Raw genomic sequence first — 18,828 nt, 5'->3', positions numbered from 1 at the left:
AATTGGCTCCGCAAGGGTGCGGTTCAGGCCCCCTTGCGGATCTTGAACTTGCGGCGGCCCAGGATCGCGGCGGCCGCCGCACCGAACAAGAAGGTCATCGGCGGCGCAGGGACATCGGTCCCGCTGCTTGTGCCGCCCGAGGAGCTGGACGAGCCGGATGTGCTCGAGGAGCTCGATGAACTGGTTGAACTTGAAGAGCTCGAAGAACCTGACGAGCTGGAAGAACCGGAAGACGAAGAGGACGAACTCGAAGACGAGCTGCTGGACGACGAGGAGCTGGTGCTGCTCGTGATGATGCCCGTGCTGCCTCCGCTGGTCGACACACCGCCACTGCTTCCGCCCGAGCTAGAAGAAGACGAGCTCGAAGAAGATGAGCTGCTGGAAGACGAACTCGACGAGCTGGACGAGGACGAAGAGCTGGAAACATTGCCGCTCGAACTCGACACATTGCCGCTCGAGCTTGAAACGTTGCCAGACGAACTCGATACGTTGCCACTCGAGCTACTGACGTTACCGGACGAGCTTGAAACCGAGCCGGTTGAACTCGAAACATTGCCGCTCGAGCTGCTCACAGCGCCGGTCGAACTCGAAACATTCCCCGAGCTTGACGAGGTGGAGCTGGAAACCGAGCCGGTCGAGCTCGAAACGCTGCCGGTCGATGTCGAAGTGCTGACCTCACCGGTCGAGGAGCTGATGTTGCCGCTCGAACTGGTGGAGCTGACCTGGCCGCTCGACGAAGTGGTCGATGTCGAATTGTCGATATCGATATCGATGTCGATATTGATATCGCCGCCTTCACCGTCGAGCGGAATGTCGACCGTTCCCGAACTGCTGGTATCGGTGGGATCGTCGAACCCGTCGCTCGTGCTTCCACCCGATGTGGACGTCGTCGTGGTCGAAGTCACGGTCACATTGCCGCCCGATGATCCGCCGCCACCGAAGAAGCCGCCGAAGAAGCCTCCGCCGAAACCGCCGCCAAGACCGCCGCCGCCATAAACGACCGGGCCGCCAAAGCCGCCACCGCCGCCCTGGATCGGGGGCAGCGCGGGAAGCGGCGCCGGGATCATGCGGGCGCGATAGATCGGCGGGCATTCCTGTGCGTCGGCATAGGCGCTCACTGCACCTTCAGGCGCGAGGCCCACATCGGTACCAGGCTGGACCGGCTCGCATTCGAGAGTCCGCTCAACGATCCGCCGCTGGCGCTTGATCGGCTTGGGAATCTCCCGCTCGCGAGTCTTGATATATTTGACCTGCTGGACGGGTACCGCTTTGCCCTTGACGAGCTTGCCCTTCATCTCGCTTGCATAGGCAGGGTCCCCAACCGGGGTTTCCGCGACATGCACGGCACCGCCGGCGAGCAGGGCGACACCTGCTGCGGTTGCGGACAGCTTTGCTGCGAGCAGTTTAACCGACATGGACTTGTTACTCTCATCTGCATCTGCGGATGCGGCAAACCGGCGATTCCGGCCTTCCGCCTATTCCTTTGATTGCAAATGAGTGCGGTTAGTTACCAACGGCAACGCAATTAACCATGAATCATGTGCCCAGCGTCCAGTTTCTTCATTCGGGAGGCGCCGATTTGGCCTACCTGTCCCACTATGAAACCAATCCAGGCCAAATTATTCGCCGTTTTTTAAGGAGTTCCGTCAAACAGGCCCGTTTGTGATGACTGATCGGGAGGCCTGGGAGGCGACATTTCGAGGTGCTCCCAGCCTGCATCGTTAAGCACGCGGCCGCGCGCCGTGCGCGCCAGCAGGCCGAGCTGGATGAGATAGGGCTCGATCACATCTTCCACCGTGTCGCGCGGTTCTGCCAGCCCAGCAGCGAGCGTTTCCACCCCCACCGGGCCGCCCTTGTAAGTGCCTGCGATCATGAGAAGATAGCGCCGGTCCATCGCATCGAGGCCAAGCGAATCGATCTCCAGCCGCGTCAGCGCATCGTCGGCAATCGCCCGCGTGACCGTGTCCTGGCCTGCGACATGGGCGAAATCGCGCACCCGCCGCAGCAGCCTTCCCGCTACGCGCGGCGTCCCGCGACTGCGCCGCGCAATCTCGCGCGCGCCCGCGGGATCGATATTCATGCCCATCAACCGCGCCCCGCGCGTCACCACCAGATCGAGCTCGTCATGGGTATAGAAATTAAGCCGCACGGGGATGCCGAAGCGATCGCGCAGCGGAGTTGTCAGCAGGCCCTGCCGCGTGGTCGCCCCGATCAGCGTAAAGGGTGGCAGGTCGATTCGAACGCTGCGCGCCGCGGGCCCTTCGCCGATGATGATATCGAGCGCGCGGTCTTCCATCGCGGGATAGAGGATTTCCTCCACCACCGGATTGAGCCGGTGAATTTCGTCGATGAACAGCACATCATGCGGCTCTAGATTGGTCAGCAGCGCCGCCAAATCGCCCGCCTTGGCGATCACAGGGCCGCTGGTGGCGCGGAAACCGACGCCCAGTTCCTTGGCGACGATCTGCGCCAGCGTGGTCTTGCCCAGGCCAGGTGGGCCGAAGAACAGTGTGTGGTCCATCGCCTCGCCGCGCGAGCGCGCGCTATCGATGAAGACGCGCAGGTTCTCGCGCGCGGCCTCCTGCCCGATGAACTCGGCCAGCGACTTGGGCCGCAACGCCGCATCTGGATCGTCTGCTTGCCTGTCCGGCGAATGGAGGGGGATGGGATCAGTCAATTGCTTCACCGTCGACCTTCCAGCCAATCCAAGCAAAAAGGGCCATCAGTGGCAACATTACGAATGCCGCCGCGCCAGGAAAAAAGAAGAATGCGATACCAGAGGTGGAATTGCCATACGCCACAATGTCATAGCAGGTGAACGCAGCGTAACCGAAATAGGCGATGGCTAATCCTATGAGAAGGCGCACAGCTACGACCGAATTCGTCTGCCCGGCGAAGTATAGCGAGACCCAACCCCAGGCGCCCATAAATGCGGCAGGCAACACAGACCAGAGCCAACTTTCGGCACTCCAAAATTCCAACCAGTTTGCTCTCCTGACGCTCACGGCCAGTTGGATTGTCGCGAGAAGAAGAACTAATCCCCCTAAGCCTAGCCACCTGCGGACTGACATCCTCATCACAGCTATCCCAAGCCAGTCGTGGCTGAAATGGATGCTGAAACGAGTTCAGGATGACGAGTTGAGATCTCCATCACCCCGCCGCCCTTTTCAGTGCTACGCGGATCAGCTCGCTTTCGCTGGCGTCCTCACCCAGTTCGCCCTGAGCGCGCGCGACGGCCTGTGCGGCAATCGCGGGCTTGAAGCCGAGATTCTCCAGCGCGCTCACAGCATCGGCGCTGGCGCTGTTAGCGGGAACGACAAATCCAGCCACGCCGCCGCCCGAACCAGACCCCGGCAATGCGCCCGCCTTGTCCTTCAACTCGTTGACGATTCTCCCGGCCAGTTTCGGCCCCACGCCCTGCGCGCGCGCAACCGTCGCCGCATCGCCGCCAGCGCAGGCATCGCGCAATTCGCCGGTCGAAAGCGCGGAAAGGATCGCCAGCGCGACCTTGCTGCCCACGCCCTGAACCTGCGTCAGCAGGCGAAACCAGTCGCGTTCCCCGGCTTCGGCAAAGCCCAACAGCCGCATGTCGTTCTCCGACACCTGCAGATCGGTATAGACGGTGCAGGCTTCGCCCTGCTCGCCCAGCGCCGTGAGCGTCTTGGCCGAACAATGGACCAGATAACCCACGCCCTGCACGTCAATCACCGCCCAGTCGGTGCCGGTTTCGTCGAGCAGGCCCTTCAGCTTCGCGATCATGGTTTGTTCTTGAACGTAAAGATAAGTTTGGTCCAGAGATTATGGACAGCAGCCCACAGTTGCGCCAATGCGCTTGCACATGAGTTGGAACACTTTCGGACGCGTGCTGCGCTTTACCACCTGGGGCGAGAGCCATGGCCCGGCGCTGGGCGCTGTGCTGGACGGGTGCCCGCCGCGCATCGCACTGAGCGAGAGCGACATCCAGCCTTACCTCGATGCGCGTAAGCCAGGGCAGAGCCGCTTCACCACTCAGCGGCAGGAAGCGGACCTGGTGCGCATCCTTTCAGGCACTTTTGAAGGCCAGACGACAGGCACGCCAATCAGCCTGATGATCGAAAACACCGATCAGCGCAGCAAGGACTATTCGGAAATCGCCAAGGCCTATCGCCCCGGCCATGCCGATTACGCCTATGACGCGAAATACGGCATCCGCGACTATCGCGGCGGCGGGCGGTCCTCCGCGCGCGAAACCGCAGCGCGGGTTGCGGCGGGCGCGGTGGCGCGGCTCGTCATCCCCGAAGTGACGATCACCGCCTATGTCTGCGAGCTGGGCGGCGATGCAATCGACCGCGAGGCAATCGACTATGCAGAGATCGGCAACAACGCCTTCTTCTGCCCCGATGCGGCCGCGGCAACGCGCTGGGAAGAGAAGGTCGACGCCGCGCGCAAGGCCGGATCATCGCTCGGCGCAGTGGTCGAATGCGTGGCGACGGGCGTTCCCGCAGGTTGGGGCGCCCCTGTCTATGCCAAGCTGGATGGCGATCTTGCGGCAGCGATGATGAGCATCAACGCGGTCAAGGGCGTCGAGATTGGTGACGGGTTTGCGGCCGCGCGGCTGACGGGCGAAGAGAATGCCGATCCGATGCGGCCGCCTGAACCGGGCAGCAATGATGGCATGCCGCGCTTCACCGCCAATCACGCTGGCGGCACGGCAGGCGGTATTTCGACCGGCCAGCCGGTGGTATGCCGCGTGGCGTTCAAACCGACCAGTTCAATCCTGACGCCGGTGGATTCGATCACCGCTGATGGCGAAGCGACGCAGGTGCGGACCAAGGGCCGCCACGATCCCTGCGTGGGCATTCGCGGCACACCGGTGGTCGAAGCGATGATGGCGCTGGTGCTGGCCGACCACAAGCTGCTCCACCGGGGTCAGAACGCGCTCAAGTAGCGTAGCGATAGCGCAGCAGGAACGCGCTCATGTAGCGTAGCGGTAGCGCAACAGGAACGCGCCCGACTGCAGGCAATGAGCGCCCTTCGCAAGCGCGATACCGCTCCGCATAATGCAATTTCTACAACAATTCATAAGTCACTGTTGCAATTTTGGAAACTACTGCATTTGATCGATAAAATCGATGTTAGCAATCGCACAAAATCGCTTTTCTGCGTTGCAACAATGCCTATTTGAACCCCCGAGTTTCAAACCAAACCAGAGGGATTATTCATGGGTATCATCGGAAGCACCATCAAGCCGTTCAAGGCCACCGCATTCCAGGCGGGTAAGGACTTCTTCGAAGTCACGGACGAGGACGTGAAGGGCAAGTGGAGCGTGTTCTTCTTCTATCCGGCGGATTTCACATTCGTCTGCCCGACCGAGCTGGAAGACCTTGGCGAGAAATACGACCTGCTGCAGAGCATGGGCGTGGACGTCTATGCCGTCAGCACCGACACGCATTTCAGCCACAAGGCATGGCACGACACTTCCGAGAAGATCGGCAAGCTGAAGTATGCCTTCCTGGGTGACCAGCTGCACACGCTGTCGAACAATTTCGGCGTGCTGCGCGAAGAGGCCGGCCTGGCTGACCGCGCGACTTTCGTGGTCGATCCCGATGGTGTGATCCAGATCATGGAAATCACCTGCGAAGGCGTGGGCCGCAACGCCAACGAACTGACCCGCAAGATCAAGGCGGCGCAATATGTCCGTGCAAACCCCGGCCAGGTCTGCCCGGCCGCGTGGGAAGAAGGCAGCGAAACGTTGGCTCCTTCGCTCGATCTGGTCGGCAAGATCTGATCGTTGAACTTCGGGAACCGGCAACACCGCCGGTTTCCATTGCCCGGGCTCCCGCTCGGGTCGCTGGAAGCCCCGGGGCCTCTCTCCCCCTCCCAAGGCCCCGGGTCTTCTGGCTAACACCCAAAAATCAATTCTTCGGAGTGACGCCTCATGCTCGACCAGGCGATGAAAGATCAGCTCAAGCAATATCTCGCCAATCTGCGCGAGCCAATTGAGCTCGTCGCATCGTTGGGTGATGACGAGAAGTCCGCGCAAACGCGCGCCTTGCTCGAGGAAATCGCCGCGCTGCACGATCTTGTCACGGCTTCGTTCGACGGAACCGACGATCGCAAGCCCAGCTTCGTGATCCGCCGCGCGAGCGATGCGGAAAAGTGGGTGCGGTTTGCGGGCCTCCCCATGGGGCACGAGTTCACTTCGCTGGTGCTGGCGCTGCTGTGGGCGGGTGGCCATCCGCCCAAGGTCGATGCCGACCTGATCGAACAGGTTCGCGCGCTGGAAGGCGATTTTCATTTCGAGATGTATTTCTCGCTCTCCTGCCACAATTGCCCGGACGTAGTGCAGGCGCTGACGCTGATGGCGCTGGAGAACCCGCGGATCACCGCCACGCTGATTGAAGGCGGCGCCTATCAGGACGAAGTCGAAGCGCGCGGCGTTCTGGCCGTGCCCGCGACCTTCCTCAATGGCGAAAGCTTCTACAACGGCAAGATGGAGCTGGCCGAGATCCTCGCCAAGCTGGACAGCGGGGCCGATGCCAAGGCGGCAGAAAAGCTGAGCGCCAGGGACCCGTTCGAAGTGCTGGTGATCGGCGGCGGTCCTGCAGGTGCGGCGGCAGCGATTTACACGGCGCGCAAGGGCTTCCGCACCGGCATCGCGGCCGAACGCTTCGGCGGACAGCTGCATGACACACTCGGCATCGAGAACCTGCCCGGCACGCCCTACACAGAAGGGCCGAAGCTGGCAGGCGATCTCGAACGCCATGTCGGCGAGTATGACATCGACCTGATGAACCTTGCCCGTGCCGTGCAGCTTGTTCCGGCCGAAATGCCAGGCGGATTGCACCGGATCGAACTCGCCAATGGCGGCACGCTCAAGGCGCGGTCGCTGATCCTCTCGACCGGCGCGCGCTGGCGCAATCTCGGCGTTCCGGGTGAGGCGGAATACCGCAACAAGGGTGTCGCTTATTGCCCGCATTGCGATGGCCCGCTGTTCAAGGGCAAGCGCATCGCGGTGATCGGCGGCGGCAATTCGGGCGTCGAGGCGGCGATCGACCTCGCCAATGTCGTCGGTCATGTGACGCTGATCGAGTTCGACAGCAAGCTGCGCGCAGACGAAGTTCTGCAGGCCAAGCTGCGCTCGCTCCCCAATGTCGAAATCGTCACTTCAGGACAGACGACCGAAATCACCGGCGATGGCGAGCGTGTGGACGGCCTGGTCGTGAAGGACCGCGAGAGTGGCGAGGAGCGCCGGATCGAACTGGAAGGCGTGTTCGTCCAGATCGGTCTCGTGCCCAATACCGAATGGCTGGCCGAAAGCGGGCTCGAACTGTCAAGGCACGGCGAGATCGTGACCGATGAAGAAGGCCGGACCAACTTGCCCGGCATCTTCGGCGCGGGCGATGTCACCACCGTTCCCTACAAGCAGATCGTGGTCGCCATGGGCGAAGGATCGAAGGCGGGGCTGTCCGCATTCGACTACCTGATCCGCAACGAAGCGAGTGACGAAATCGCACAGGCCGCCTAACTGGCCATCCAATCGCCGGAACAAGATGCGCATCGCCGCTTTTCCTTAGGGAGAGGCGGCGTTTTCGCTTGTGCTCAAGATCAGGTTTTTGATCGTAATATCCAATCAATGAGCGCCATTTAATCGATTGGACAGTTTACGGGTGAAACGTCATCCTCCGTCTCAAGACTCACCTCCCCCGAGTCTCTTGCCTGAGAGGAGAACAGCATCATGGACATGAAAACCGGCGATATGGGCGGCAAATGCCCCTTCACGGGTGGCGGCACCCGCACGCTGCTGGGCCGCACGAACGAGGATTGGTGGCCCAACAAGCTGCCTCTGAACATGATGAGCGATCGCGGGTTGTCACCCAGCCCGATGGATCCCGACTTCGACTATGCGGAGGCATTCAAATCGCTCGACCTTGCGGCGGTCAAGGCGGATCTGACTGCGCTGATGACCGATAGCCAGGACTGGTGGCCAGCAGATTACGGCCATTACGGCCCCTTCTTCATCCGCATGGCCTGGCACGCGGCAGGCACCTATCGCGTGTCTGACGGGCGCGGCGGCGCGGGTGAAGGGCAGCAGCGTTTCGCTCCGCTCAACAGCTGGCCCGACAACGGCAATCTCGACAAGGCTCGCCGACTCCTCTGGCCGATCAAGCAGAAATATGGCGATGCGTTGAGCTGGGCCGACCTCTTCGTGCTGACCGGCAATGTCGCAATTGAATCGATGGGCGGCCCGGTGTTCGGCTTCGGTGGCGGCCGTCCCGACGTCTATTACCCCGAGAAGGTCTATTGGGGCACCGAGGATGAGTGGGTGAACACCGGAGCGGAAACGCGCATCCAGCCTGACAAGGACTGGGACCTCGAGGACCCGCTCGCCGCAATCCAGATGGGCCTGATCTACGTCAATCCCGAAGGGCCGGGCGGCAATCCCGACCCGCTTCTTGCGGCGCGCGACATGAAGGAAACCTTCCTCCGCATGGCCATGGATGACGAGGAGACCGTCGCGCTGACCGCCGGTGGCCACGCCTTCGGCAAGGCGCATGGCGCAGTTGATCCGGGCACGCTGAGCGGCGACCCCGAATCCGAAGCGCTCGAACTGCAGGGCTTTGGCTGGGCAACCGACGCGGGCCAGATCGCAGAGGGGCTGATTACGACTTCGGGCATCGAAGGCGCCTGGACGCCCAACCCCACGCAATGGGGCGGCGACTACTTCCGCCTGCTGTTCAAATACGATTACGAGCTGGTCCACAGCCCGGCCGGCGCGCAGCAATGGCAGCCGGTCAATCCGGACCCGGAGGACATGGCGCCCGATGCGCGCGATCCTTCCAAGAAGGTTCCGACCATGATGACCACTGCCGACATGGCGTTGAAGATGGACCCCGATTATCGCAAGATATCGGAGAAGTTCCTGAACGATCAGGCAGCGCTGGACGATGCCTTCGCCCGTGCGTGGTTCAAGCTGACGCACCGCGATATGGGCCCCAAGGCACGCTATCTCGGCCCGGACGTCCCCTCGGAAGACCTGATCTGGCAGGACCCGGTCCCGGCGGGCTCCACGCCTTCGGACAGCGACGTTGCCGCCTTCAAGTCGGCGGTGCTTGGCAGCGGACTGAGTGTCAGCGAACTGGTCAAGGCTGCCTGGGCATCTGCCTCGACCTATCGCAGGACGGACCATCGCGGCGGCGCCAATGGCGCCCGCGTGCGGCTCGCCCCGCAGAAGGACTGGGAAGCCAACGACCCCGCCGAACTGAGCAAGGTTCTGAGCAAGATCGACGAGCTGCGCGGCAATCTGTCGATGGCCGATGCAATCGTGCTCGCAGGCACGGCAGCGGTCGAGAAGGCGGCTAAGGATGCTGGCCATGATGTGGCGGTGCCCTTCACCGGCGGGCGCGGCGATGCCGGTGACGAGCAGACCGATGCGGCGAGCTTCGCCTATCTCAAGCCGCTCGCCGACGGGTTCCGCAACTATCGCGCGGGCCGGCTCAGCGTCGCGACCGAGGAACTGCTGATCGACCGGGCCGATCTGCTTGGCCTGACGCTGCCCGAAATGACGGCACTGGTCGGGGGCCTGCGCGTGCTGGGCGCCAATAGCGGCAATACCGCTCATGGCGTATTCACCAGCCGCAAGGGCCAGTTGACCAATGACTTCTTCGTCAACCTGCTCGACATTTCGACAAAATGGTCAGCCGTGGATGCGGACGAAGAGGAGTTCACCGGCAGCGACCGCAAGAGCGGCGAGAAGAAATGGACCGCGACACGCGCCGATCTCGTCTTCGGTTCGAACTCACAGCTTCGCGCTATCGCCGAAGTCTATGCCCAGAACGGCAATGAAGCGAAGTTCGTGAAGGACTTCGTAGCCGCCTGGACCAAGGTGATGAACGCAGATCGTTTCGACCTCGCCTGATCGATCGCAGCACTGGGCGCAAAGCGCCGCCGTGCGACGAGCGATTAGGGTCGCTAGGAACCCCCGGTCGAAAGGCCGGGGGTTTTTGTGTCAAACCTCCCCTTCAGGATGACCCTTGTTCCATGCACCAATGATTGCCTGTCCGCCGCCAAACACAAATCCGCCCGCAACAATCGGCCAGGACAACAGCAACCTGGATAGATTCATCAGATCTTCGACAACCGGCGCTCCATTCAGGATCGCACGCAATGTCAAAGTCAGAGTGATTGTTATCATGGCCAATGCGATCAGAGCTGCCGCCATCTGGATTCTCTGCATAATTTCCTCCCCCAAAAGATCGAGGTTGCAAATGGCAGGCTGGCCTTCGGCTTTGATATTCCTATTGCGGCTCGATCCGCTGGCGAGCCCGCCACACCGACAATTCCGGCATTGTGCCACAATTCGCAGCGCACGCCTTACTGGCGCCACCCCGACAGCAGCTTGCAGGCTCAGCGCCCACGCTTGAGAACAAGATAGAGCGCGCCGCCTCCGCCATGGCGGATATGCGCCTTGCGCACGGCTGCGATGGCGTCGGAATGGCGGCTGGCAGCAAGCCAGTCGAGCAGTTTGGCGCGGATCGCCCCGCGCTTCTCCGCCCGGTCGGCAGGATCGGTAGGGCGCGAGCGGCCCGCGATCAGGAGCACCACGCGCGCATCCACGGCCCGCGCCTGCTCGATCCCGTCCATCAGTCGGTCATAGGCCGCGTCGAGCGAATGCCCATGCAGGTCGAGCGTAAAATCGGGCTGGACCGATCCCGCTTTGAGCTTGCGATCCCAATGCGAGTCCAATCCGGAATGCGCCTCCCCGCGCCGGGGAGGAGGATCGCGCCGCGAAGCGGCGGGGTGGAGGGGCAAGTGCGGCTCTTTCGCCGAGGCAGGCTTCGGAGCAGTTGCGGGTGCGCCTCTACCGTCCCCGGAACGCGCCCGAGGACGGGCCCCTTCCCCCTTTTGGGGAGGATGCAGCGGCGTCACGGTGGAAGCGAGCTTTGCCCAGGCCTCCGCCTCTTGCTCACTCAGGCCGCGCGGAATGCTCATTGCGTGGTGTTAAGCTGCGCGCGGTCCAGCCGCTCGACCGTGCCCTTGGGCAGCAGGATCAGCGCCTGCCCGCGCCCGCTCATGCCGCCAGCGATCGCGCGGGCCCGTTCGCCCGCCCCCCAGAAAGTGTCAAAGCGATTGGCGCCCTTGATGGCGCCACCAGTGTCCTGCGCAATCCACAACCCGTCCGCCTCGTTCCGGTCGAGATCGAGCCAGACCGGAGCGCCCAGCGGGACGAAGCGCGGGTCTGCCGCCACCGAACTGGTGCCGCGCACCGGCACGCCCAGCGCGCCGAGCGGGCCGTCTCCATCGAGTTCGCGGAAGAAGATCCAGCTCTTGTTGAGCCGCATCAGATCACGGCCTTCCCCTGGTCTCTCGCGCAGATATTGCATGATGCCCTGCATCGAGCCGGGATATTGGCCCGGACCGTCACCCAGCAGCCCGCGCTCGCGCATGACCTTGCCGATACCGACATATTCGCGCCCGTTCTGACCCGCATAGCCGATCCGGATCACTTCGCCTTCGGGCGTCTTGAGGCGGCCCGATCCCTGGATCTGGAGGAAGAAAAACTCGACCGGGTCGGCGGCCCAGGCGATCTCCAGCCCACGCCCCGCCAGCGCGCCGTCCTCTATTTCCGCGCGCTCGTAGTAGAGCACGAAATTGCCGCTTGCATCATAGCGACCGAGCGGTGGGCGCCCCGTCCGCTCTGTTTCGGGCATATCAGCAGGCCAGGCGCGCACCAGCTCGGGCGGTGGACCATAGACCGGCACGTCGCAACCGGGCTGGCGTGTACGGCACCCGGTGATTTCGGGCTCGAAATAACCGGTCGCGAAGGCCGCACCGTCGCCCACGCGCACGGTCTCGAAGTAGCTTTGAAAGAATCCCGCCGCGCGGTCGGGCGGCCAGGCCGTTGCCGCATCGCAGGCCGGTTTCCAGTCCGCACCATTTGTCAGCCCGCTGGCATCTTCGCGCGCCTGAAGCTTGGGACACGATTCGAGGAAGCTGGCGAGTGCTGTTCCTGCGTCGCCGGGCGTCAAGCCAAGCGCTCCGACGTTGGGGCCGCGCACGAGCCCGGCGAAAGCGGCACTTTCGACCGCTTTGACCGGCGGAGCAATCGGTGTCGCGGTATGCGGCGCGGCGCCATCTGGGATCAGCCGCACGCAGGCGGACAGGACGAGGAGAGAGCCGAGCGCCAGCCCGTTCGAGAGCCAGTGCCGCAGCATGCGTCCTCCTCTTCAGCCAGGGATCTTGGCGATCAGCCTTGGTCGGTTTCGTCGAGCAGCCAGTTCGGATCGGCGGAATCGACTTCGCGTGCAAAGGTCCAGATGTCGCGGCTTTCAACCGCATCGTCGAGCGATCCGGCAATCACATTGCCATCCTTGTCGCGCGTAACCGCGGCGATGTCGGCAATGAACAGCACAGCTACTCGCGCCGTGCGTCCTTCCAGCGAGGCCGAATGGATGCGCGTTTCCTCGATCCGGATCAGCTTGTTATCGAGCGTGTGGCCCGCAGCTTTGCGCCCTTCAATCTCGGAATCGAAGCTGGCGAAGACATCATCATCGCACAGCTGCCTGAGAGTCTCGCTATCGCCTTTCCAGAAGGCATCAAGGATCATGCCATAGGCGCCCTTGGCTCCTTCGAGGAAAGCGATGATGTCGAAACGCGGATCGGCAGAGGCGATTTCGCGCACTCCGCGTTCGACCGCAGGCATGACGCCTTCCAGCCGCGGCTGGCGCTGCTGGAACTGGGAAGGGGCGGGCTTTGTGGATTTCGCCGCCGCAGGATCCTTCCCCTCACCCTTGTCGCCCGCATCGAAACGATGCGGAATCGACTCCTCTTCATGCTCGGCGCGCTGGCCAAGCACGGAATAGAGCCTCAGCCCCAGAAAGGCTGCGATCATGGCTAGGATGACGATTTCGACAATCACGTTTGTTTACCCGGCGGTCTTGCAAGCCGTCCCCGGCTCGAATGTTAAATCCCTGAGTGCCCTAAATAGGATCGAATTACAAATCGGCAACGGCTATTCCTGCTTCGATTGATGCCTTCAAGGGCCCCGTTTCGTCTCAACGCACGAAAGCGGTATTCGGTCCAGTTGCGGGCACCGCCTTGCGGTGCTAGGCGCGCGGCCAAACCGCTCTATGGGCGGAATGACACTCAACCCGATACGAAAGTTGGACCGACATGGCCGAAGAAGGCGACATTCTCACCGATCTCAATCTCAGCGATGGCGCACCCAATGGTGCGGACAACCTGCCGAGCGCGGGCATCATCACGCAATATGTGAAGGACATGTCGGTCGAAAACCCGAATGCGCCCGAGGTCTTTCAATGGACCGAACAGCCGCAGATCGATCTGCAGTTCAACATCGGGTCTAACAAGGTCAATGACGAGATCCACGAAGTGGAGCTCAAGATCAACCTCACGGCGAAGACATCCAAGGGCAATGCCTATCTGGTCGAGCTGGCCTATTGCGGGCTGGTTGCCATGCGCAACATCCCCGAAGAACATGCTCATGCCTTCCTGTTCGCCGAAGCTCCGCGCTTGCTGTTCCCCTTCGCCCGCGCGGTGGTGGCCGACGCGGTGCGCGATGCAGGCTTCGCGCCGATGATGATGGACCCGATCGACTTCAACGGGCTCTACCTGCAGCAGCTTCAGGCGAAGCAGCAGCAGGAAGCGGCCGAGGCGGGTAGCGATGAAACGCCCGCTCCCAGCGGCAACGCCTGAGGCGCGGAGACTAATGTGAAGGCTCTCGCATGAGCCTGCTCAAACATGTCGGCACGATCGGCTCGCTGACGCTGGCGAGCCGTGTCGCGGGCATGGCGCGCGAGATGATCTTCAGCCGCGTGCTCGGCGCCAGCGCCATAACGGACGCATGGTTCCAGGCCTTCATCATTCCTAACGTCTTCCGCAGGCTGTTTGCGGAAGGCGCCTTTTCCGCCGCCTTCGTGCCGATGTTCTCCAAGCGCCTGCACGGCGAAGGAGGGCTTGAGGAAGCGCGCAGCTTTTCCAACGATGTGCTGAGCATCTTCCTGCCGGTTCTGATCCTGCTTTGCGCAGTGATCGAACTGGCAATGCCGGGCGTGATCTGGCTGCTGGAAGACAAGCAGACCGATCCGGACGATTTCGCCATGGCCGTGGCTTTCGCGCGAATCATGTTCCCTTACATCGTGCTGGTCAGCCTGGTGACTTTGTTCACAGGCATGCTCAATTCGGTGTCGCGCTTTGCACCGGGAGCGAGCTTCCCGATTATCCTCAATCTGGTGCTGATCTGCGCGCTGCTGGGCGGCGATTATGCGATGCGGACCATGGGAGCGAACGTAGAGCAGGTGACATATGGCATCGCTTGGGCCGTCACCGCTGCGGGCGTGTTGCAGCTTGCCTGGCTCTACTACTGGACCCGCGTAGAAGGGTTCCGCCCGCGGCTGCTGTGGCCGCGCATCACGCCCGAAGTGAAGCGGCTGTGCGTCATCGCGTTGCCTGCTGCGATCGGTGGCGGCGCCTACCAGATCAACACTTTGATCCAGCTCTATTTCCTCAACCAGATCGGCGACGCTTCGGTCAGTTACATGAATTATGCCGACCGCCTGAACCAGCTTCCGCTGGGGATCATCGGCATTGCGCTGTCCACCGCCATCCTGCCGACACTGTCAAAGTTCGTCGGTAGCGAGAACAAAGAAGGCGCCGACCGCATCCAGTCCGATGCGATCGAACTGTCCATGTTGCTGACCATCCCGGCGGCGGTCGCGCTGGCAATCTGCGCAACCCCCTTCGTGACGATGATTTTCCAGGGCGGTCGTTTCGACCTGGCAGACGCCGCGATCGCGGGCAGAGTGCTCGCTGCGCTGGTGCTGGGCTTGCCCGCCTATGTGCTGGTCAAGGTTCTAGTGCCCAATTTCTATGCCCGTTCGGACACACGCACGCCCGTCTATGCCGCCTTCATCTCGCTGACGGTCTTCGTCACGCTGAATTTCGCGATTCTGACCGATTTTGGCGTGGTCGGCGTGGCCTATGCCAGCGTCATCGGCGCATGGATCAACGTGGCATTCCTCTATGCCGTGCTGGTGAAGCGCGGGCACTATGCCATTCCGCTCGCGCTGGTCGGGCGGATCGCGCGCCAGCTAGTCGCAGCCAGCGCGATGGGCACCGCCTTGTGGTTCGCTCGCGATTTGCTAACCGGGTGGTTCGCCGCCGGTCTGTTCGAGCGGCTGTTCGCTCTGGCGGTGCTCGTTGCGTGCTCTGCCGTCGTCTATTTCGGCGTGGCCTTTGCGGTTGGCGCCATTGATAAGCAGCGCATTGCCGCGCTGACCAGGAAGAAGGCTCCCTAACTCTCATGCGCGTCGTTTCCGGTATCCAGCCTACGGGCAATCTCCACCTCGGCAATTATCTGGGGGCGATCCGCAATTGGGTTCGGATGCAGGACGAGATGGACGAAGCCAACCGCGCTCAGGCAGCCTCAGGCGGTAGCGCGGACAAGCAATCCAGCGAATGCCTGTTTTTCCTTGCCGATCTCCACGCCATCTCCATGCCATTCGACCCGAAGGACCTAACCTCGGCCACGCTGGAGATGACCGCCGCGCTTGTCGCCTGCGGGATCGATCCATCGCGCTCGATCCTGTTCAACCAGGCGCAGGTTCCGGCCCATGCAGAATTGCAATGGCTGCTCAACGGCACCGCGCGGATGGGTTGGTTGGGCCGCATGACGCAGTGGAAGGACAAGGCGGGCAAGAACCGCGAGGGGCAGAGCGTTGCGCTGTTCGCCTATCCGGTGCTGCAAGCGGCGGACGTGCTGCTCTATCAGGCTACGCATGTGCCGGTGGGCGAAGACCAGAAACAGCATCTCGAGCTGGCGCGCGACATCGCGCAGAAGTTCAACAATGACTTCTGTAGCGAAGACGCGCCAGTCTTCACGCTGCCAGACCCCTATATCCCGCCCGAAGCCGCGCGGATCATGAGTCTGCGCGATGGTAAGGCAAAGATGAGCAAGTCCGATCCATCGGATATGAGCCGCATCAACCTGTCCGACGATGCCGACACGATCATGAAAAAGGTCAAGAAGGCCAAGACCGATCCCGAACCGTTGCCGAGCGAGGCGGCGGGGCTGGAAGGCCGGGCGGAAGCACTCAATCTGGTCAGTATTTTCGGTGCACTGTCGGGCGAAAGCGTGGACGCCGTGCTCAGCCGCTTCGGCGGGCAAGGCTTCGGCGCGTTCAAGCCCGCGCTGGGCGAGTTGATGGTGGAAAGCCTCAGCCCGATTTCCGAACGTTTCCGCGAGCTGAAGCAGGACCGCGAATCGCTCGACGCAATTCTGGCGCGCGGTGCGGCCAAGGCGCGCGAACGCGGGCTTCCGACGCTCGATGCAACCTACAAGGCTTTGGGCCTGGTTAGGGGTTAATGGGCTGAACGGGTGGAAGTTCACCGTTTGGCGGTGTTCAATCTTCGTTCAGGCCATCTCCTTTACAACACGGTCCATCGATGACAGCGTGCGCCTGGAGTCAGGGCGGTGCCGCTGCGCGACCGCTTCAAACTGAGAGGTAACCGTAATGTTCAAGCCGCCCAGAATCCCTGCCCGAGTGCTCAGGCTCGCAAGTGTGCCGATTCTGCTTGCGAGCCTTGCGGCCTGCGCAACACCGTTCAAGGCTGATGTGTCGCGCTTCCAATCGCAACTGCCGGCTCCTGCGGGCCAGAGCTTCGCTGTCGTCGCGGATGACCCCGCGCTCGCCGGTGGGCTCGAATTCGCACAATATGCCGATCTGGTTGAAGCGCAGATGGAACGGCTTGGTTATGCTCAGGCGCCATCGCCTGAAGATGCCAGCCTGCTCGTTCGCTTCGATTACGGCGTGGACAAGGGGCGTGAGAAGATCCGCACCACCGATACCGGATTTGCCGATCCGTTCTGGGATCCGTGGTATCGTTCGCGCTACTATTACCGCTCGCGCTTCTATCGTCCGCGCAGCCTTTGGGGCTTCGGTTTCTACGACCCCTGGTTCGGCGGTCCCGAAGTACGCAGCTACACCGTCTATACCAGCGGAATCGACATGAAGATTGACGACAGGGCGAGCGGCGACCGGTTGTTTGAAGGCAAGGCGCAGGCCGTCTCGACCTCAAACAGGCTGCCCTATCTGGTGCCCAATCTGGTCGAAGCCATGTTTACCGACTTCCCCGGCAATTCAGGCGAAACGCTGCGCATCACCATCGCACCGGAAAAGACCAAGGTGCGCAAGGTCGACTGAACGGGCGAACGCTGCAAACAAGAATTGGAAGGGCGGCCCCGGCGATGGAGCCGCCCTTTTTCGTAGTGCCAGATCAGTAGGACTTGGTCAGTGACAGCGCCAGCCGCCAATCGCGGGGCAATTGAATTCCGTGGAGATTCTGATGGATCGGCATCGATGCCTCGATCCCCAGCTGCGGAGGCTTTGCCCCGGAGAGCGGCAAGGCAATGTTGATCCCCGTTGCGGCCCACACGATATCGCCTCCGTAATTGGGCTGGCGATCGGCAGGTGCCGAATGGTTGTGCCCGGCATTATAGTGCCCTTGCACCTGCCCTTCATGTTCCCATGAAATGCGCCCTGTCACGCTCGCTCTGGGACTTATGAGTTTGCTGGCCCAGGCAGTGAACTTCGCCTTGTCGCCAAAGGAAAAGCCGGACTTGTTGCGCTCCTCGCTGCGCCAGCGATAGCTGCCCTGTGCGCCCCAGCCGAACGAACCGCTCGTGCCCGACAGCGTGAGCGAAGGCTCAAGATCCCATGTCCCGCTGCCTGACTGCATACCGTAATGGACGAATGTGCCGTCCGAGTTCTTGCGATCGGCCTTGCCTGTCGGGAGCCACAGCCCCAGCGTCGCATGAGCGTTCAGCCCGTGCGAGCGGGCAAGCCGCAGCGAGCCGGAAACCAGCGTATCGGCCAGCCCCTGCGTTGAATGGGTCATCTTCTGTCCGAAGGCGAGGCTGTGATGCCCCGCACTCATATCCATGCCGCCCATCATATCCATGCCGGTGTTCGCCGGATTGATGCCCACCATGGTCATTTCGTGCCGCATCCACTGCGGCATGACCATGAAGGTGAGATTGTCATTGGGTGCGTACATGATGTCGAGCATCACCATGTCCATTTCCATCTGGCTGGCTCGCGAGACATAGCCTGACGCCAGGATATCCGCATCGGATATGGTGCGAGTTCCCGCACGGTTTGCTCCGCGAGAGCTTTCGTGCAGGTAGCGCAGGCCCAGCATCAGTTCGCCGCTGTCGTGCATATGGTCATTCATCACGCCTGCCGCTGCATGAAGCGGTTCATAGCTGACGACGATGGGAGCGGATTCTTGAGGTTCGGAGCCTTCGCGCGCATCCTGAGCTTCCGCCGGAACGGAGCCCAGCGCGAATGGCAGCGCGATTGCGCTGCAAACAAACAGTCTTTTCATGGTTTTATCCTGTGATCGAAGGAGAGAAGAGGCAGGCCTCGCCAGTGCGAGGACCTGATCAACCCTTCACAGGAGGGGCACGGCCCGGAGGCCGGAACCGGCGCGCAACCCCAAGCTGGAATTGAGCCAGCGTAGCAGCCGGGACAGTCTGTTCCGCCACATCGGCCAACGCCACGTCGATCGCCGCTGGCAAGGGCGCAGCACCGGCAAATCCGGCAAAGGCGCACGGCGCATGATGCTTGCCGTCAACCGGCGCGCGTCCGTCGCGCTTGAGCGGAATCTCGATCGTCGTCGCTGCATTGCAAATCCGTACGACGATCGAATCGCCATGGGTCTGATCCGGCATCCATCCCGCAGGCACTGCCGCACGCATGAACAGCGCCACGGCAATCATGGCCCATACGAATGCCAGATTTTTCCGCCTGAGAATCACGCGCTTCCAAT

18 protein-coding genes are annotated in these 18,828 nt (G+C 62.1%); 9 read left to right on the top strand and 9 right to left on the bottom strand.

What is annotated here, in order from left to right:
• Positions 1-48: 48 nt before the first annotated feature.
• Entirely contained in the window at positions 49-996 is a 948-nt protein-coding gene (locus ACQY6C_RS02980; protein ID WP_427964504.1) for a hypothetical protein, read from the top strand.
• A 637-nt stretch (positions 997-1,633) separates the two neighbouring features.
• On the opposite strand, the gene ruvB is transcribed toward ACQY6C_RS02980, so the two are convergent.
• The 3 genes from ruvB to ruvA form a co-directional block, all read right to left on the bottom strand.
• A complete protein-coding gene (gene ruvB, locus ACQY6C_RS02975) occupies positions 1,634-2,677 on the bottom strand; it encodes a Holliday junction branch migration DNA helicase RuvB (protein ID WP_427964502.1) in 1,044 nt (347 codons plus the stop codon).
• On the bottom strand, positions 2,670-2,945 hold the full coding sequence (locus ACQY6C_RS02970; protein WP_427964499.1) for a hypothetical protein: 276 nt from the start codon (positions 2,943-2,945) through the stop codon (positions 2,670-2,672). The genes ruvB and ACQY6C_RS02970 overlap by 8 nt, the downstream gene beginning before the upstream one ends.
• Positions 2,946-3,150: 205 nt before the next feature.
• Complete coding sequence (ruvA, locus tag ACQY6C_RS02965) at positions 3,151-3,759, bottom strand: Holliday junction branch migration protein RuvA (RefSeq protein WP_427964496.1); 609 nt, start codon at positions 3,757-3,759, stop codon at positions 3,151-3,153.
• Positions 3,760-3,838: 79 nt separating this feature from the next.
• Here ruvA and aroC point away from each other — a divergent pair, with 79 nt between their 5' ends.
• The 4 genes from aroC (at position 3,839) to katG (ending at position 9,898) form a co-directional block, all read left to right on the top strand.
• Positions 3,839-4,927: a chorismate synthase gene (gene aroC, locus ACQY6C_RS02960; RefSeq protein WP_427964493.1), complete on the top strand. Its 1,089-nt coding sequence runs from the start codon at positions 3,839-3,841 to the stop codon at positions 4,925-4,927.
• Between the two features lie 273 nt (positions 4,928-5,200).
• Positions 5,201-5,767 carry an alkyl hydroperoxide reductase subunit C gene (ahpC, locus tag ACQY6C_RS02955; RefSeq protein ID WP_427964490.1) on the top strand — a complete coding sequence of 189 codons (567 nt, stop codon included), beginning with the start codon at positions 5,201-5,203 and terminating at the stop codon, positions 5,765-5,767.
• A 150-nt stretch (positions 5,768-5,917) separates the two neighbouring features.
• Positions 5,918-7,507 carry an alkyl hydroperoxide reductase subunit F gene (gene ahpF, locus ACQY6C_RS02950; protein ID WP_427964487.1) on the top strand — a complete coding sequence of 530 codons (1,590 nt, stop codon included), beginning with the start codon at positions 5,918-5,920 and terminating at the stop codon, positions 7,505-7,507.
• 210 nt (positions 7,508-7,717) lie between these two features.
• The gene (gene katG, locus ACQY6C_RS02945) at positions 7,718-9,898 is read left to right on the top strand and encodes a catalase/peroxidase HPI (RefSeq protein WP_427964484.1); all 2,181 of its coding nucleotides are present in this window, start codon (positions 7,718-7,720) and stop codon (positions 9,896-9,898) included.
• Between the two features lie 90 nt (positions 9,899-9,988).
• On the opposite strand, the gene ACQY6C_RS02940 is transcribed toward katG, so the two are convergent.
• From ACQY6C_RS02940 to ACQY6C_RS02925, 4 genes are all read right to left on the bottom strand, one after another.
• Positions 9,989-10,216, bottom strand: a complete 228-nt coding sequence (locus ACQY6C_RS02940; RefSeq protein WP_427964481.1) for a hypothetical protein — start codon at positions 10,214-10,216, stop codon at positions 9,989-9,991.
• Positions 10,217-10,386: 170 nt separating this feature from the next.
• Positions 10,387-10,725 carry a Smr/MutS family protein gene (locus ACQY6C_RS02935; protein ID WP_427964478.1) on the bottom strand — a complete coding sequence of 113 codons (339 nt, stop codon included), beginning with the start codon at positions 10,723-10,725 and terminating at the stop codon, positions 10,387-10,389.
• 242 nt (positions 10,726-10,967) lie between these two features.
• Entirely contained in the window at positions 10,968-12,194 is a 1,227-nt protein-coding gene (mltA, locus tag ACQY6C_RS02930) for a murein transglycosylase A (protein ID WP_427964475.1), read from the bottom strand.
• Positions 12,195-12,226: 32 nt separating this feature from the next.
• Positions 12,227-12,898, bottom strand: coding sequence for a Tim44/TimA family putative adaptor protein (locus tag ACQY6C_RS02925; RefSeq protein WP_427964472.1), 672 nt, complete (start codon positions 12,896-12,898; stop codon positions 12,227-12,229).
• Positions 12,899-13,152: 254 nt separating this feature from the next.
• Here ACQY6C_RS02925 and secB point away from each other — a divergent pair, with 254 nt between their 5' ends.
• The 4 genes from secB (at position 13,153) to ACQY6C_RS02905 (ending at position 17,201) form a co-directional block, all read left to right on the top strand.
• The gene (gene secB / locus ACQY6C_RS02920; protein WP_427964470.1) at positions 13,153-13,695 is read left to right on the top strand and encodes a protein-export chaperone SecB; all 543 of its coding nucleotides are present in this window, start codon (positions 13,153-13,155) and stop codon (positions 13,693-13,695) included.
• A gap of 29 nt (positions 13,696-13,724) precedes the next feature.
• Complete coding sequence (gene murJ, locus ACQY6C_RS02915; RefSeq protein WP_427964467.1) at positions 13,725-15,296, top strand: murein biosynthesis integral membrane protein MurJ; 1,572 nt, start codon at positions 13,725-13,727, stop codon at positions 15,294-15,296.
• Between the two features lie 5 nt (positions 15,297-15,301).
• The gene (trpS, locus tag ACQY6C_RS02910) at positions 15,302-16,363 is read left to right on the top strand and encodes a tryptophan--tRNA ligase (RefSeq protein WP_427964465.1); all 1,062 of its coding nucleotides are present in this window, start codon (positions 15,302-15,304) and stop codon (positions 16,361-16,363) included.
• A gap of 148 nt (positions 16,364-16,511) precedes the next feature.
• The gene (locus ACQY6C_RS02905; protein ID WP_427964462.1) at positions 16,512-17,201 is read left to right on the top strand and encodes a DUF4136 domain-containing protein; all 690 of its coding nucleotides are present in this window, start codon (positions 16,512-16,514) and stop codon (positions 17,199-17,201) included.
• A 73-nt stretch (positions 17,202-17,274) separates the two neighbouring features.
• Here ACQY6C_RS02905 and ACQY6C_RS02900 read toward each other — a convergent pair whose 3' ends face one another.
• Complete coding sequence (locus tag ACQY6C_RS02900) at positions 17,275-18,384, bottom strand: hypothetical protein (RefSeq protein WP_427964459.1); 1,110 nt, start codon at positions 18,382-18,384, stop codon at positions 17,275-17,277.
• Between the two features lie 58 nt (positions 18,385-18,442).
• Positions 18,443-18,817, bottom strand: a complete 375-nt coding sequence (locus ACQY6C_RS02895) for a hypothetical protein (protein WP_427964457.1) — start codon at positions 18,815-18,817, stop codon at positions 18,443-18,445.
• Positions 18,818-18,828: the final 11 nt, after the last annotated feature.

Source organism: Altererythrobacter sp., assembly GCF_050299635.1.
In the GTDB taxonomy this organism is placed as follows: Bacteria; Pseudomonadota; Alphaproteobacteria; order Sphingomonadales; family Sphingomonadaceae; genus Erythrobacter.
The sequence above is the reverse complement of the archived record's forward strand: the minus strand, read 5'-3'. Positions and strand labels throughout refer to the sequence as shown.

Coding starts and splice junctions, on each gene's coding strand:
- trpS (WP_427964465.1), top strand. CDS start 15,302: ATGCGCGTCGTTTCCGGTATCCAGCCTACGGGCAATCTCCACCTCGGC.
- aroC (WP_427964493.1), top strand. CDS start 3,839: ATGAGTTGGAACACTTTCGGACGCGTGCTGCGCTTTACCACCTGGGGC.
- mltA (WP_427964475.1), bottom strand. CDS start 12,194: ATGCTGCGGCACTGGCTCTCGAACGGGCTGGCGCTCGGCTCTCTCCTC.
- murJ (WP_427964467.1), top strand. CDS start 13,725: ATGAGCCTGCTCAAACATGTCGGCACGATCGGCTCGCTGACGCTGGCG.
- ACQY6C_RS02900 (WP_427964459.1), bottom strand. CDS start 18,384: ATGAAAAGACTGTTTGTTTGCAGCGCAATCGCGCTGCCATTCGCGCTG.
- ACQY6C_RS02905 (WP_427964462.1), top strand. CDS start 16,512: ATGTTCAAGCCGCCCAGAATCCCTGCCCGAGTGCTCAGGCTCGCAAGT.
- ahpF (WP_427964487.1), top strand. CDS start 5,918: ATGCTCGACCAGGCGATGAAAGATCAGCTCAAGCAATATCTCGCCAAT.
- katG (WP_427964484.1), top strand. CDS start 7,718: ATGGACATGAAAACCGGCGATATGGGCGGCAAATGCCCCTTCACGGGT.
- ahpC (WP_427964490.1), top strand. CDS start 5,201: ATGGGTATCATCGGAAGCACCATCAAGCCGTTCAAGGCCACCGCATTC.
- ruvA (WP_427964496.1), bottom strand. CDS start 3,759: ATGATCGCGAAGCTGAAGGGCCTGCTCGACGAAACCGGCACCGACTGG.
- secB (WP_427964470.1), top strand. CDS start 13,153: ATGGCCGAAGAAGGCGACATTCTCACCGATCTCAATCTCAGCGATGGC.
- ACQY6C_RS02940 (WP_427964481.1), bottom strand. CDS start 10,216: ATGCAGAGAATCCAGATGGCGGCAGCTCTGATCGCATTGGCCATGATA.